Origin of the sequence: Proteinivorax tanatarense (genome assembly GCF_040267685.1) — a bacterium.
Classification (GTDB): domain Bacteria; phylum Bacillota; class Proteinivoracia; order Proteinivoracales; family Proteinivoracaceae; genus Proteinivorax; species Proteinivorax tanatarense.
On the sequence record NZ_CP158367.1, the window covers coordinates 1701083 to 1716829 of the forward strand.

The following is a 15747-nucleotide window of genomic DNA, read 5'->3' on the forward strand; positions in this document are numbered from 1 at the left end:
ATATTTTTCTTAGTATTGCTTTTTTAAATTGTTTAACTCCGCTGAAACTTTATTGAACATTACTGAACCGCTACATTTACTTCCACTATGAGACCATCTGCTTCCATTTCTATGCATATGTAGTGCTTTGTATCGCTTCGCATTTTAAAATCTTCCCCATACATCAATGTGGGGGTGGAAATATTAGTTTCAATGCCACTGTTAGAAAATTGAGTGCTGGCGTTAGCAGTTAACATGTTACCCAGTTCAGACAGTGCACTTTGACTCATTTCATTTAATTCTTCAACAGGTGCCCCCATCATCATTTTTGAAGCAATTTTTTTGGCATTTTCTTCTGAAATATTATATATAACATTGCCTTTAACATCTCCCACAAGACCGATATTCATAGCAACGCCTTTTGTACTTATTGTGTTTGATTTTAGTGATATATCGCCTCTCTTTACTTCAACAAAACCCAGTTGAGGCATAATTTCAGTAAAGGCTGTTATAAATGGATTTATAATTTTAGAATCCATCGTACCCCCCCTTTTTAAATCCAATATTCAGCTGAATTTCACCCAGCTCGGATTGGGCAACCATGCTTTTTACTTCAATATTTGCATTAGATATTGTTAATGACTCGCCATGCAGCACCGTAGGCGGTGCCACTCTCAAATTATACAGCTTGTTTTTTCTATTAAGCATGGAACAGGCGTTTCCTCCAACTACATTGGCAAATTCACCCATAAAGGCCATTAATTCATCTTGGTTTTTTGTCTCCCGCTTTAGGACTAAATTAGATATCTTGTTTGCTGTTTGATGGGACATATCTAGTACCATTCTTCCAGAACAACTCCCAATTATCCCTACAACGACAGTTACTCCTCTTGAATTCATCTCTAAAGATTTATTTTTACACTCTTCTACTTGTGGTAGTATTTTAGCAAATCTATTTAGATTATCTAAAAAACTTTCTTTAAAAACATTATAATAACTGTTTTGTAACTCCAAAAAGATTTTTTCATCTTGTAAAACCGAATCTATGGCTGTTTTAAGCTCTTCAGGGTCAACTGGCTTTTGTACAAATCCTGATATTTTATGCTGTTTTGCTTTTTTTTCAATTACATCATCTTTCATAGAGCTTACCATAATAACTTTAATGTCATTATTTATTTTATGAATTTCTCTTGTACACTCAAAACCATCAGTTCCAGGTATTGTAATATCCATGGTCACTAGGTCAGGTGTATTGTTTTTTACAAACTCAATGGTTTCTTCCAATGATCCTGCTTCACCTATTACCTGATGCCCCAAATCTGTAATTATGTCTCTTAAAACACTTACTGAAAAAGGTGAATCATCTACAACTAATATTTTTGCTTTTTCCATTCTGCAGCCTCCTTTTTTATCAACTCAAACATAACTAGCTATATTACATATTGAATAATAATTAATTATAAACCAAAGTGTAAAGAAAGTTAAGGGGAAATATAATTAAATTATAATTTTTTATCTCATAACAACTACTTTTATGATCATTGATTTTAAAAAAGAAAACCCTCACAGCAAAGGGTTTCTTTTCTAAAGTAAAATTTTCATCAATGGGGTTTTCAATCAGTTGACATAGCTAATCAGCTAGTCCTACAGATACTCCATAAAAGTCATTGCGATGTAAAAATAAATCATCAAGCCTGTAACGTCTTTTATTGTTGTAACAAAGGGTCCAGCTGTTACTGCTGGGTCAACTCCTAATCTTACAAAAAAGATGGGTATTAAGGTTCCTATTGTCGCTGCCAATGTCACTGTACAAAACATTGCTAAGCCGACAACTACACCAAGCATAGGGTTGCCTTGCCACAATGCTGCCGCACCAGCTACTGATACTCCACAAACTATTCCCATAATCAAGCCTACTTTAAAATCTTTAAAAAAATAACCAAACATATCTTTGGGCATAATTTCACCGGTAGCTACTCCACGGACAAATACTGTAGATGATTGAGATCCTACATTTCCTCCCATATCCATTATAACAGGAATAAATGCAGCTAAAGCTATGACACTTGCTAGAGTGTCTTCATACGAGTCTATGACAAATCCAGAGATTAGCCCTCCTAATAAACAAACAATTAACCAAGGTAACCTTGCTTTTGCTGTTGCCAGGACGCTAGCATGGACTAAACTCTCTCCTTCTTTTTCAGAAGTTCCAACTAAGTGATAAATATCTTCTGTAGTTTCTTCTTCAATAACATCCATAATATCATCTACCGTTATAATTCCTAAAAGCTTATTTTCGCTATTTACCACAGGTATAGCTAAAAAATCATACTTTTGCACTATGCTGGCAACTTCTTCCTGGTCTGTTTCAACATTAACTGAAAGGATATTAGTACGCATTATCTGGCTTAAGGTTTCATCATCAGGAGAGGCAATTAGTTCTCTTAATGAAATTACACCCACAAGCCTTTCTTGCTCATCAACTGTGTAAAGATAATAAACTGTTTCTGCTGAAGGAGCCAGCTCTCTCAATTTGCTTAAGGCTTGTTTTACTTTGGTGGTTTCTTTAAAAGCAATATATTCGGTGGTCATAAGTCCACCAGCTGAGTCTGTAGGATAATTTAGTAGCCCAGTTACTTCATCTACATCTTCTTTGTTCATATTCTTTAAGATACTTTGAGCTTTTTGGTTTTCCAGTCCTCCTAAAAGGTCAGCAACATCATCAGAGGGCATAAAATGTAATATTTTTGCAGATCGCTTATCGGCCATTGTAGAGATTATATTAGCCTGCTCAGCTATTTCTAGCTCACCTAAAATTAGCGCAGCTTCTTCATCATTAAGAAGCTCAAATACCTCACTTTGCTCTACTGGCTCCATTTCAGTTATCATTTCCGCAATATCTTGGGGTAATATATCATCTAATATATCCGTTCGTGCTTTGTCTCTAATTTTTAGGTATCTTAAAATTTTCATCCATGCTTCTTTTTCCATTGTCATTGTTATCACCCCTGTTTTGTGTTATAAAGTCAAACTTCAATAAATAGGGTTTTTGCCCCAACGATCACAGTTAAAGCAATAGAGATAATACTAGCCCCGCTTTCATTTTGAATTCTCAAAATTTATAAATTGGGGTACAACCACTTAGCCAAAAACAAAGCCTTCCTCAAAAAGAGAGGAAGGCATAAAGGCGCTATTGTAGCGTGCACCTACCTCATACGTTTGGGCTTTGACACTATATGACGTAGAGCTTGTGCTCAGCTGTGTTAAGCATGCCTTATTTCGGCAGTGCCTGTTCTACCCATTGGCGTCTCTGGACATTTCTGGGCAACAGCCTATGTTCATATAGTAGCCTCACCTAACGAGATACTATTTTAGTATGCTTATAGTCTAAATCGAATTTAGTACAATGTCAACCTAGTTTGGCATATTTTTTTCTAGAGATTCCCCAGCAGGATCTATAAACCTTAAATAACGGTCATCAAATACAAGGGTGGCAATTCCAGTTTTACCAGTTCTATTTTTAGCAACTATTACTTCGGTGTCATTTTCTTTACCTTCAGCCTTAGCTTCTTCTAAAGCTTCTACACTTACCCTTGCATGCCTATATAAAAACACAATCATATCGGCAAATTCTTCAATATTACCAGATTCCCTTAGGTCTGAAACTTGAGGTCGCTTATCTTGCCTTTGGCTATAGTTTCGATTTATTTGAGAAAGAAGAATAATTGGCACATCCAGCTCTGAAGCTAGATTCCTAAGCTGTAGTACTATATCACCCACTGCTCGGGAGGTAGTTTGCGTCCCATTTTCAGGTATTGATATTGTCTGCAAGTAGTCAATAACAACAAGACCTAAACCACCCATTTGAGCCTTCATACGACGTAGTCTTGCTCTTATTTGAGATACATTTATCCCTCTTTGGTCACTTACCCGTAAAGGCAAATCGTACAATAAGTTAAGTTTTTCTGTAAACTCATTAAATTGCTCATCAGACAAGTCACCTTGTTCGTACTTTTGCGAATCTATTCTAAGCTCTTGGATTATCAATCTATCCATTACTTCTTCTGCACTCATCTCTAAACTAACAAAAGCTACCGGCAAGTTTCTCTTTAAGACATTGCGTACAAGGTTAAGACTAAACGCTGTCTTACCTGTTGAAGTTGCTGCTGCTAGTATTATTAGGTGTTTATTTTTAAACCCATTAGTAAGGTCATCTAAAGACATATACCCTGTCATCAGTCCTCTCGGAGCCATGCCCTCTTTCCTTTTTACGTACTCTTCCAGTCTGTTAGCAAGAAGTTCGTTGGTATTAAAAATTGACTTATTGCTACCTCCCATATCTGTAGCTTGAAATATTACTTCTTGAGCCTTGGATTGAAGAGAGTCTACACTTTCTTTTTCATTTGTACTCACTATTGTCTCAATTTCTTCAGCCGCTTTTATTAAGTTTCTCTTTGAATTTAACTCAAATAGAACATTAACAGCTTTTTGCAGTTCATCTGCTGGAGGAATATTATCAGTCAACTTTTTGTATAGTTCTTCTCCATTTTGCAGCGATTGATCTTTCATAATATCTAAATATAAGTTAAACTTTGTTACTTCTCCCGTTGATTGATATTGCTCGAAAACTTTTTGAAAAAGCAAACGGTTTGTGTTGTTGTAAAAAAGTTCAGGTGTTAACGTATCTGCGACTTCATCTAGCTTTTTAGGGTGCTCCAACAATATTCCTAGAACCTTTTGTTCAGCTAACAAATCGTTTGGTAATTCCTTAGAAAGACCTAAATGTTCCATTATTTGCAGCCTGGGTTTTCCCCAGCGCATTTCTAAATAATTTATTAAATTTTCTAGTATCATTACATCATATACGTTGTTATTTACATAATCCTTAGCTACAATATACTCTTTTTCCGCAGAACTTTGGTCATTTAACAATTGCTTTAAAATTATATAGTCTGCACTTTTATGCTCTGCTAAAACTTCCCTTAAAGCCTGCTCTCCTTCTGCCATTAAAACATCGTTGGGGTCTTTATGTTCTGATGAAAGAGTGGCCACTCGAATATCTAGTTTAGAATCTACTTCATATAATGTTTTTTTGTTTTTCGCTACGCTTTTTAAACCAGTACTATCGTTATCAGGAACAAGTACCACCGTCTTATCTTTTTTACACAGACGTGATATTATCTGAGCTTGCTCCGTAGTCATAGAATCTTTCATCACACCTACTACAGCTTTGATACCACTTTGCCATAAGCTTATAACATCAAAGTATCCTTCAACCACGTAAAGACTATCATCTATATTTTTACGCGCATTATGAAGGTTATATAGAAGTTCAGCTTTGTTAAATACTTCGTCATTGCGGGAATTTTTGTATTTAGGTTCTACCCCGTCATCTAAAAATCGCCTACTGAACCCGACGACTTTTCCAAATCCATCGTGAATAGGGATGACTACAGAATTGTCAGAACTTGAATAGCCTAAGTCAAAGTCTTTAATGGTTTCAATAGAAAAACCACGCCCTTGTAAATACTTTTTCCCTGTGTTTTCAGTTTCAACTAACTGCTTTTGTGTGGTTTGTACCTGGCTTTGATTTTGCTTTACTCTAGCTCTTTTCTTTCTATACTTAGCTGGGTCTACAGACTTAACCTCTATACCTGCTTTTTCTGATAAAAATTGCATAGCTTCGCTAAAGTCATAATTATAGTAATCTTTAACAAACTCTATAACACTTCCTCCTGCTTTACAGCCAAAGCAGTAAAAACTCTGGGTTTCTTCATAGACCGTTAGCGAAGGGGTATCTTTATCATCATGAAGTACACATTTCCCCTGGTGCAAATTCCCTTTACGTTGTAAATCTGTATACTCACCTATAAAATCAATTATATTAACTTTTTCTTTGACTGCGTTAATTGCTGATTCTATATCCATTATTACCCCTCCTTTCCTTAGCTAGGACTTCTTAAATTTCCCGTAAGTTCTAATATTTTACTGGTTTCAATACATCTCCAGATAACTCTTTCACCGTAAAGGTCATTTCGTGCTCGTTCTTCTAACTCTGTTAGTGTAAAATTTGAAGTTACTATGGTGGGCAGTAAGTTACGATATCTAGTGTCTATTATTTGTCCTAAATGTTTTTGGGAAAATTCTGTATTTTTTTCCATACCTAAATCATCTAATAGCAGCACCGGAACCGTGGTTATTTTGCGTAAAATTTGTCCTTCTGTTTCCCCTTCTTCTTTACCATATGTTTGACGAATCCGATCTAATAAATCAGCATAGACAATGTAGTTAACTGAAATTCCTTTTTGTAATAGATGATTAGCTATGCAACCTAACAAATATGTTTTACCTCCCCCTGTCTTTCCATAAATATATAAACCATGGGGGAAAGTTTTACTGTCGTTGTAGTTTTGAATAAGCTTATTTAGGTATATCTTTGTTTCATTATACATGGTCAATGCATTATCTCGATCTTCTTTATTATAGAGGCTAAAATCTGCCTTATTAAAGGTAGCATTAACTAACTTAGGTGGTAGTCCTGCTGACTTTTGTTTTAGTATCATATTATTTTTTTTATTACATGTACATAGTTGTACTTGCTTTTCATTATAAATTTTTCCGCTATCTTTACATTTTGAGCACTGCCAATTAGGTTCTTTATAGTTAGTTGATATGGAGTATTTGGCTAAATACTGCTGCTTTTGATTTATTGCTTTGGAAAGCTCTGTCCTCATCTTATCTAAATCTGCTACTTTTTCTCCTTTAAACTTTTTTGCCAAGTTATTGGCTATCTTACTTTGTAATATGCCAATTCTATCATCTAACTTTTCTAGTAAAGGGTGAGATTTATATAGGTTTTCTAGAAACTTTTTATGTTTTCTTTGGGCAACTAGTTTTGAAGAATAGTTATCATTATCAAGCAATTCTAGATAAGGATTTTTTTCCATTTTTATTTACCTCCTTTATAACTAACTTTTTTCTTTTCTATCGCTTGCTCCAACTCTGATTTTGAGTGCCGCTGACTGTACTCCTTCCCTATCTTTGGAGAGTCAGACTTTTTATCACTATAAAACAAATTTTGCTCGACATCTTTTTTGCTGGTAACCTTCGCTTTTAATAAGTTGTTCATCCATCTATTCATGTAAGCTACGGTTGGAGAGCCTTTACCCTTGAAAAGCCCCTTACGTATAACTTGTTTTATGCCCTCTTTAATGATATCTTCTTTTAATCCTTCTCCATTTTCAGGGCTAATCCAACTATTAACCATCGTACGTTCTTCAGGTGTTAACGAGTCATAGTCTTTATTTAGTTCTTTTTCCACCATGCGGTAAATTTGCCAGTTTCGTTTAAAAGCTTCATCTTTTGCGTATAAGTCTTTAAAGGTTTTAATACCCTTTAATTGCCAGTCTTTTACTATCTTATCTGTATAATTGCTAGGGCATCCTCTTATTCCAGAAAACTGAATTTTCTTTTTTGTTCTTCTTATAAGCTCTTCCATTAGCTCCACATCTTGGATTTGCTCAAACCAGTAATCAAATTTTTGCCGCAGCTCTTTGGTTCCTATAAAATTGCATTCTGACATAAATCTTGCCACCAGTTCATCTTCTTTTTGAGCAACAGTAAGATGATTGGTGTGTTGAGGCAAAGTTTGTTCATTTTTATCTATTTCATTTTTGGGGATTTCTTCAAAGTAGTCATCTAAGAGAGTGAAGAAGCGCTTTTTAGTTTCTATTTCAATTTGTTCATTATCCTTTACAAACTTAATAAACTGGTCAGTAGCCATGGGCTCTTTTAAAACCAGTTTATTTTCTTCCTTATCTAGGAGCTTGTATTTTTTTAATAAATTTAAAGATGTTTTGCCAGTACTTTCACGCATTTGTAGCTGTAAATATAAATCCTTAATTGATATAGATTTTTTATTATCTATACAATGCTTTAAGTATATCCATAATGATATAGCTTCAAAACCAATCAGTGGTGCATATAATTCCAAAAGTTGATGTTTTACTATGGTATCTTTTTTTACATTTCCTTCTATAATAAACACTTTTAATCTATTCCTCCTTGATATAAGCAAGGTAAATTATACATCAAATATTGACATGTGAAAAGAGCTAATTAGCAAAAAAGCTTTCTATCCCCTCTGCTAAAGATTGGGCTATTTTTTCAATCATATCTGAATTGGATAGCATTAATTCCTCAGTAGGGTTGGTGATAAACATAAGCTCTACTAGAGCGCCGATAAACTGGTCGCTGCTTAACACAGTAAAGTTTGCCGGGTGGATTCCTCTATCTCTTCGCTCTATATCAGTTGAAAGCTGTTCTTGCAATACTTCTGCCAGTTTCTTGTTGTTATGACCCTGAATTACATTAGGATTATAAAATGTTTCTATACCTTGTACAGAGGAAATATCACTGGCATTGTTATGTATAGAAATAAATAGATGAGCACCGAAGTCTTCCGCCATTTCTACCCTTGTCCATAAATCTTGAACATATGAAGTTGGATATGGTCTATAATCATCGCTACGGGTTAAAAGGACCTCAGCTCCTTTACTTTCTAATATTTCTTTAAGTTTTAAAGAAATATCTAAAACTACATCCTTTTCTAAAGTGCCAGTTGGACCTTGAGCCCCTCCATCTGGGTACCCATGTCCTGGGTCTATAACAATCTTTTTTCCTTCTAAACCCCAATCTAATATCTTTATAAATATACCATCTTCATCGATGGTAACCTGATATGGACCTAAACGTTCTAGGGGTAACGAAAAAACTATAGAGTCATCACCAATTTGTTGTACAGTTGCAACATCTGATACGTGAGTTTTTTGACTAAAATCATACTCATGATAGACATCGGTTACACTTATTTGTAGTTTTCCATCATTAGTATGCATTTGAACATTCTCTTTCTCTAAATTAACAAACCTAAATGCTAAGACTCGATTGTTGTCAGCATCGTTTATGGTACTAAATTCAATAAAGTGGTTATGCTTATTAGACTGAATTGCATTAAGTGTAGGTAATGGTTCATTATTAGGTGTACTTATGGATTGCAAAAAAAATATTACAGTGGTGGCAAGCAAAGCCAGCACCATAAATAATGTCCTGCGACTTAATTTCTTCTTTTTATTGTTAAAAAGTTTTTGGGGCATAGTCGTTCCTCCATCTTATTTCATAGATTCTTGTGTAGAATATAAAATTCGACAAATGTCTATCAAAGTCCTTTAAAAAATTATTAATATAAAAAGACTACCTTTAAAATTGGTAGTCTTAAAAGATGGTATTTTAATCAGCAAAGCCTTTTTACTGTGCCAGTAGATTTTTAGCTACTACTTGCTAATTCTATACTTACAATTATTATACTTTTTCATGTAAACAAGATTTTGCAACTGGTTAATCTAAGTTAAACATTTTATCTTTCAATTGTAGCAGAATCCATAATATGTGCAAACTTGTTATGGTAATAATCTGTATCAGAGTCTTGAGGGTAGGTCATGGTAATTAAAACATAATAACGACGATCATTTTCAGGATTTACATATTCATAGTAAAGTTGCTCTCTATATACATCCAATCCATCATCGGTATCAGTTATTTTTACATGTACTGCTTCCTCATCTAAACCATCTATTTCCACTTCTTGCTTATCTACTATAACATCAGGTTCAGAATCAACTAACCTTCTAACATTGGGCAAATTTGTGGAGTACCATATTTGAAACTGCCCATGGTCATCTTCAAAATCCTCTTGTGTTGCTCTTGATAATGTGTTATCCCAACCCTTTTGTGGCACTTCTATCAAAAGATTAAGGGAAGAAAATTCCAGTGGCATAAACTCTGCATTCTCATCTACCACCACCTCTTGTTCATTTTCAGCTTCTTCCTCTTCTGGTTTTGCATCTACTTCAGCTTCATTTGATCCACATCCTAAAACTAATACAGGAACTACCATAAGCAAAAATAATAAAACTCCTATTTTTTTCACGTTTTCGCCCTCCTTATTTTTTAAGTAGATTACAAAATTTAACAACAGCTGTTGTCATGCAATAACCATACATGACTTCAGCAAGTTTTTGATAAATCAAGTAGTTTTGCAATCCCCAATTTCTTTAATACTAGAATATTCTATATAACAACCAATAATTCCTTCTTTTTTGTAATAAAAAAGAAATAAAGGAAGATTGGCTTTGATGCACCAACCTTCCTTTGTAATGTTTTTGTAACTATTTTAGTAGTCGGATTTTTCGGTTGCAGAACCTTTTACTATCTCCACACTACTTGATGCTCCAATCCTAGTTGCGCCACTTTCTACCATTGTATAGGCAGTTTTTTGGTCCCTTACACCACCAGAGGCTTTTACGCCAATTTCAGGTCCTACAGTTTGGCGCATTAGCGTTATATGTTCAGCAGTTGCACCACCAGTTCCAAATCCCGTTGAAGTTTTTACAAAGCTGGCTTGTGCTTGGACAGAAAGTTCACAGGCCTTAACAATTTCACTATCTGTTAAATAACAGGTCTCCAGAATTACTTTTACAACAGTTCCATTTGCAGCATCTACAACAGATTGAATATCTCGTAATACATCATCCCATTTTTTTGATTTTAAAAGACCTACGTTAATTACCATATCTATCTCAGTAGCACCTTTAGAAATTGCATCCTTTGTTTCAAAAGCCTTTGTTTCTGAGGTTGAAGCTCCAAGTGGGAACCCAATAACTGTGGTTATTCCTACATTTGATCCATCTAATTCTTTTTTCGCTTGTTCTATGTAGCTGGGGTTCACACAAACTGTAGCAAAACCATATTCTTTAGCTTCATTGCAAATTTTTGTTACTTGTTCAGGAGTGGATTGCGCTTTAAGTAAAGTATGGTCAATCATGCTAGCTAATTTTTGGTCAAAAGTCATATAAAATTCTCCTTTCTATTGTAAGACATCTGACAAGTTAATTATATTTCTTTTTACACTTTTTTTCAAGTTTTGGATATATTATTTCCAATCTTTTATAATTTCAAGCAACCTATAATTAGTAAAATCAAAATGGATGGGACATACTGAGACAAAGTTCTTTGAAATTGCATAAACATCTGACTGTCTATTGCTAACATCCTGATTACGTTCACCAGAAAGCCAGTAATAATGTTTTCCTCTGGGGTCTTTTCTCTTTTCAAATGGGTTTTTATACCTCACCTGACCTAATACGGTATATTTTAATCCCTTAATTTTATTTTCCTCCCCATCAGGAACATTTATATTTAATAGTGTATCTTTAGGTACATTATTGTTATACATAAGCTTCGCAAACCTGTAAGCTACATTAGCGCTATACGAAAAATCTATATTATCTGCGCTAACTAGTGATATCGCTATTGCAGGAACTCCTGAAACTGCTCCCTCGATAGCAGCAGAAACTGTGCCTGAATACAAAACATCGGTTCCTAAGTTAGGCCCAATATTTATACCTGATATTACCATGTCAATTGAATCGTCAACTAGTTCCGCAAGACCCAGTTTAACACAATCCGTAGGGGTGCCATCAACAGCCCACGAAATAGCTTTTTCCCATTTAGTAACTTTCTGGGCTCTTAGTGGGCTATGCAGTGTTATAGCCTGTCCACTAGCGCTTCTCTCTCGATCTGGAGCAACCACATAAACTTTTGCCTCTTTTTTTAAAAAAAAATTGACTAATTCATCAATTCCCTGTGCATAAATTCCATCATCATTTGTTATTAAAATTTTCAAGTTTTTTCACTCCTTATGAAAAATTTTCTATAGTTAACTTTATTACTCAGTATAACCTTTTTCTTAAATGGAAAATATATAAATGAACATATTTTTTGGGTTAAAAGGAGGTATAAAATGAAAAATATCAGGTTTTTCTTGATATTAGTTTTAACATTAACTATTTTTGTTGCCGTTGGTTGTAGGATAAACCCAAGTCCGGCTCCAGCTCCAGAAGAACCAGAAAATCAAAATATGCAGCCAACTGAAAGGGATACACCAACAGATCCTGACGTTTCTCCTGAAAATATTGAAAATCCTGACCAACAAAGACTACCTGACCAAGGTCAAACTAGACCCAATGATGGTATGATGACCGAAGAAAACTTAGCAGAAGATATTGCTAACAGCGTTAGTAATATGACTGGTGTGGAAACTGCTCATGTTGTAGTAGTTGGCAATATGGCTATGATAGGCATTAACACAAGTGCAGAAGATAGTAGACATGTTAAAGATAAAGTTACTACGGAAGTAGAAGGTCAGCATGAAAATATCGATCAAGCGATTGTTACAGCTGACCCAGAATTGACAGAACGAATTGGTAAAATAGCAGATCAGCAAAGACGTGGAGAGCCCATAAGTCAGTCGTTAAATGAAATTAATCAAATTCTTCAAGAAATACGGCCAGATGCCGATACAGCGGAATAGATAAAAAAAGTGCCTGTGGGGCGCTTTTTTTATCTATTTTAGTAATTATCTTCTAGGATAGTATTGTAGTTTGATACAAAAAATATACCTAGGAGGTGGTTTTAGATGGCTGCAAGAAGAAGGAGAAAAACTATACTTCCACCGGAAGTTTTAGATGAGTTTAAGTATGAGGTTGCTAACCAACTCGGTCTCAAGGAAAAAATCGACAGGGTCGGTTGGGGAAATATGACAACTTATGAATGTGGTAAGATTGGCGGAAGAATTGGAGGAGCTATGGTTAAGTCGATGATAAAAAGTGCACAAGAGCAAATGATTAAAAAGGGAGAACTCTAGTTCTCCCTTTTTTTATAACAACAAATCATTTAAGGAATTACTCTTTTTTAGTTTTATTAACTGCCCACAATAAAAACACTGTATCTTATCTTTATGAACTGTATATTCATCATAGTATAACTTTTTACCACAGGAGTAGCATTTTATAGGGCTTATAATTCCCCCTATATAAATTATTCCGTCATAGAGTTTAAAGTATTTTTCATCAATTAAATCGCCGGGCATTGTGCTAAATTTTTCAATTGCATCTCCATCTAAATACTCAGTTCTTTGCTTACCTAGATAAATATCAGGATGTTGTTTAAAAAAAACAACAACACTTCCATTTTTCACATCAATAGACAACTCATTTTCATCTATTAATTTTAATATCATAGTTTTCCCCACCTTTTATCAAGCTTTTATTAATTACTATTAAAAACTCAATAAAAAATGCTAAAAAAGAAGAAAACTTTAATATTCTAATTTTCCGTTTAAGTCTTCAGGGAGTGTTATAGTAACTTTAGTTCCTTGATTTAGCTTAGACACTACTTCTATATTACCCCTTAGTTTTTTTATAATACAGTTGCAGTAATATAAACCCAGTCCTTGATTGGCATTATCTTTTGTAGTGTAATAAGGATCAAAAATTTTTAAATATTGGTCTTTTCCAAACCCCACCCCATTATCAATAACATCAATTTTAATATTAGAACCTTCTGTGTAGCCTTGCACTTCGAGCAATCCTTCATCTATGTTTTTTTCTAAAATTGCTTCTACAGAATTTTGTAAAATATAATTTAAACAAATAGATAATAATCGGATGTCAACAAATGCTTTTAAATTGTTAGCTTCAATATTAAAGTCAATATTTGAAAACCTAGATTTATAATCATTAGTAACTTCTTTTAATAAGACAGATAAGTCAATCCACCTTAATCTTTCTTCGTTTAAGCAGCTATTTGCAGTAATTGTTAACCTCTCTAAACTAATTCCCGTTTGGTTTAGCGCCTCTTCGATATTTTCTATGTATGATAATAGCACATGGTTATTATCGCACCCTTTTTCAATCTTTTGCCTGGTCAACTGGAGAAACCCTGATGCGACTGTTAATGGATTTTTTATTTCATTTGCAGTCCCAGCAGCTAACTGTTCTAAGGACTCTAACTTGTTTTTGATATTTTCTTCTTTTTGTTTCTCCATTTCTTCTGTAACATCCTTAATAAGAATTAAAAAAGAGACTAACTTATCCTTTAATGGTTTCTCATTGGCTTTTACCTTTAAAAAATTTAAGCTATAGTATCTTTCCGTTGTCGGCTCATAAAAATGATCGAGAAGGTCATATTCCCCTTTACACCTTCCTAAATACTTAGCCATGAAGCTATTAGAAAAAACTTCTAACACTGGTTTGCCTAGTATATTTTTATCGGTAATTTGCGAGATATCTAGCATCTTTTCATTAAAAGCTAAAACATTATATTTATGATCTAAAGCTAAAAAACCATAGTTATGAAATTCAATAAAATAATTTAAAGACTCTTTATAAATTCTTTTATTCTTCCCTATGTCCATCATATTATTTAAAATACTAATGCATAAAATACACACGCCATACCCTAAAAAAACTCCACCGATAGCAAGGAAAATATTAACTTCATAAAGCTCAAAGTACAGCTCCACAATTGCTAGAATTCCCACAAATTGTATTATGTAAAAGGTAAGAGCCCAAGGTAAGTTTATTACATTATTTAATTTTAAGTTTGACTTTGCATAAACGGCTAAATACAAAATGTAGTAGTTAAGTATTGCGTAAGTTGAAAGAGTTATACATACTAAAAACATAGTGTTATTAACTATGTTAGAAAAAAAGCTGTAAGCTATACCAGCAACTAATAGGGGAATAACTTGTCTACCTAAAGTTTTAATCATAGATGAAAAATTATAATCTTGATTTAGTATAATAACCATAGTTAAAGTATAAGCAGTAACAACAGTAAAAGTACTATCAAAAATAAAGAATAAAGATATAACAAAAGGCATGTCAAATGCTACATAAAGAGAGCCGTATACTGTATCGCGATAAAAATCAATTCCTAGCAGAATGAGTGTTATACTAGATATAAACCAAAGGTCTGTGATTGTTAATGAGTCGATATTCCAAAAAAGAGCGCCTGCAAAATAAAGAAACAGGACAAACAAAAAAATAAATGAAAATAAATCATTTAACTTCTTTATAAAACTCAAAAAATCACACCTTTCTCAACTTTCAAATAATCACAATTAATAGTATTCTTTCTTTTAGTTAAATTCCCTTTATTATTTTATATTTTTTTGGAAAATTTCCAAAGTACTTCCATCACTAATTATATTTATGTAATTTTTTTTTGAAATGGGTATTAGGTCCTCTTTTGCAAATGAACTTTTTTTGTCCAGTGACCCTATATAAAAAAAGTTCTCTAAGGAAAATTCTTTTTTAACTTTGGTATATATGGTTATATCGTTAGAAATTACAAATTGAAAGTCATGATACATGTCAAGCTTTTCTAAATTTCCTTTTTCTTCAACAATCAAAAAATTTAACCGGTTAATCTTTAACATTATCACGCCACTGTCAATAATATCTAAATAAGAGTTCTCACTTAAAGAAAAATGGCTGCCTTTGCTCAAAAGATTCTCTTCGCCATCTCCATAAAAATCTTCCATATAAACAGTTAAAAAGTCTTCCAAGGAAAGGTTTAAGTGAGTTAAGTTTTTATAGGGCCCTAGGTATATTAAGTGCTCATTGTTGTTAGTATTAATAATGAGTAACGGCTTGTTTTCTACATTAAAAACTTGTAAGTAATAATAATATGGTCGGTTAGGTTTTTGGTTTCTATCGATAAGGTCATCTCCTAAAACCTGTACATTGTAGTCCTCAAGAAATACAAAAGTAACAAGGAAAATTATAGTTGGAATTACCACTAATTTTGCTCTTCTTGTAATTTTATTTAACAAGTAACTCACTCCCACTTATTGATGTTTTTTTT

General features: G+C 33.7%; 15 protein-coding genes and 1 riboswitch. Of the genes, 2 read left to right on the top strand and 13 right to left on the bottom strand.

Annotation, left to right across the window (positions count from 1 at the left end; all coding sequences use genetic code 11):
* Positions 1 to 59: 59 nt before the first annotated feature.
* The 10 genes from PRVXT_RS08380 to surE form a co-directional block, all read right to left on the bottom strand.
* On the bottom strand, positions 60 to 518 hold the full coding sequence (locus PRVXT_RS08380; RefSeq protein ID WP_350342432.1) for a chemotaxis protein CheX: 459 nt from the start codon (positions 516 to 518) through the stop codon (positions 60 to 62).
* The gene (locus PRVXT_RS08385) at positions 508 to 1371 is read right to left on the bottom strand and encodes a response regulator (protein ID WP_350342433.1); all 864 of its coding nucleotides are present in this window, start codon (positions 1369 to 1371) and stop codon (positions 508 to 510) included. Before PRVXT_RS08385 ends, PRVXT_RS08380 begins: the two co-directional genes overlap by 11 nt.
* Positions 1372 to 1623: 252 nt before the next feature.
* Positions 1624 to 2976: a magnesium transporter gene (gene mgtE, locus PRVXT_RS08390; protein ID WP_350342434.1), complete on the bottom strand. Its 1353-nt coding sequence runs from the start codon at positions 2974 to 2976 to the stop codon at positions 1624 to 1626.
* 206 nt (positions 2977 to 3182) lie between these two features.
* Positions 3183 to 3349, bottom strand: a riboswitch (M-box (ykoK) riboswitch).
* Between the two features lie 44 nt (positions 3350 to 3393).
* On the bottom strand, positions 3394 to 5907 hold the full coding sequence (locus PRVXT_RS08395; protein ID WP_350342435.1) for a DnaB-like helicase C-terminal domain-containing protein: 2514 nt from the start codon (positions 5905 to 5907) through the stop codon (positions 3394 to 3396).
* Positions 5908 to 5924: 17 nt separating this feature from the next.
* On the bottom strand, positions 5925 to 6926 hold the full coding sequence (locus PRVXT_RS08400) for an ATP-binding protein (protein WP_350342436.1): 1002 nt from the start codon (positions 6924 to 6926) through the stop codon (positions 5925 to 5927).
* Between the two features lie 2 nt (positions 6927 to 6928).
* The gene (locus PRVXT_RS08405; RefSeq protein ID WP_350342437.1) at positions 6929 to 8026 is read right to left on the bottom strand and encodes a DnaD domain protein; all 1098 of its coding nucleotides are present in this window, start codon (positions 8024 to 8026) and stop codon (positions 6929 to 6931) included.
* A 67-nt stretch (positions 8027 to 8093) separates the two neighbouring features.
* Positions 8094 to 9134: an N-acetylmuramoyl-L-alanine amidase family protein gene (locus PRVXT_RS08410; RefSeq protein ID WP_350342438.1), complete on the bottom strand. Its 1041-nt coding sequence runs from the start codon at positions 9132 to 9134 to the stop codon at positions 8094 to 8096.
* Positions 9135 to 9394: 260 nt separating this feature from the next.
* Positions 9395 to 9967, bottom strand: a complete 573-nt coding sequence (locus tag PRVXT_RS08415) for a hypothetical protein (RefSeq protein WP_350342439.1) — start codon at positions 9965 to 9967, stop codon at positions 9395 to 9397.
* 243 nt (positions 9968 to 10210) lie between these two features.
* The gene (gene deoC, locus PRVXT_RS08420) at positions 10211 to 10888 is read right to left on the bottom strand and encodes a deoxyribose-phosphate aldolase (protein ID WP_350342440.1); all 678 of its coding nucleotides are present in this window, start codon (positions 10886 to 10888) and stop codon (positions 10211 to 10213) included.
* Between the two features lie 81 nt (positions 10889 to 10969).
* Positions 10970 to 11722, bottom strand: coding sequence for a 5'/3'-nucleotidase SurE (surE, locus tag PRVXT_RS08425; protein WP_350342441.1), 753 nt, complete (start codon positions 11720 to 11722; stop codon positions 10970 to 10972).
* A 117-nt stretch (positions 11723 to 11839) separates the two neighbouring features.
* Here surE and PRVXT_RS08430 point away from each other — a divergent pair, with 117 nt between their 5' ends.
* Complete coding sequence (locus PRVXT_RS08430) at positions 11840 to 12409, top strand: YhcN/YlaJ family sporulation lipoprotein (protein ID WP_350342442.1); 570 nt, start codon at positions 11840 to 11842, stop codon at positions 12407 to 12409.
* A gap of 105 nt (positions 12410 to 12514) precedes the next feature.
* On the top strand, positions 12515 to 12742 hold the full coding sequence (locus PRVXT_RS08435) for an alpha/beta-type small acid-soluble spore protein (protein ID WP_350342443.1): 228 nt from the start codon (positions 12515 to 12517) through the stop codon (positions 12740 to 12742).
* Positions 12743 to 12754: 12 nt separating this feature from the next.
* Here PRVXT_RS08435 and PRVXT_RS08440 read toward each other — a convergent pair whose 3' ends face one another.
* The 3 genes from PRVXT_RS08440 to PRVXT_RS08450 form a co-directional block, all read right to left on the bottom strand.
* Positions 12755 to 13117, bottom strand: a complete 363-nt coding sequence (locus tag PRVXT_RS08440; protein ID WP_350342444.1) for a hypothetical protein — start codon at positions 13115 to 13117, stop codon at positions 12755 to 12757.
* A gap of 78 nt (positions 13118 to 13195) precedes the next feature.
* A complete protein-coding gene (locus PRVXT_RS08445; protein WP_350342445.1) occupies positions 13196 to 14965 on the bottom strand; it encodes a sensor histidine kinase in 1770 nt (589 codons plus the stop codon).
* Between the two features lie 72 nt (positions 14966 to 15037).
* Positions 15038 to 15715 carry a hypothetical protein gene (locus PRVXT_RS08450; RefSeq protein ID WP_350342446.1) on the bottom strand — a complete coding sequence of 226 codons (678 nt, stop codon included), beginning with the start codon at positions 15713 to 15715 and terminating at the stop codon, positions 15038 to 15040.
* Positions 15716 to 15747: the final 32 nt, after the last annotated feature.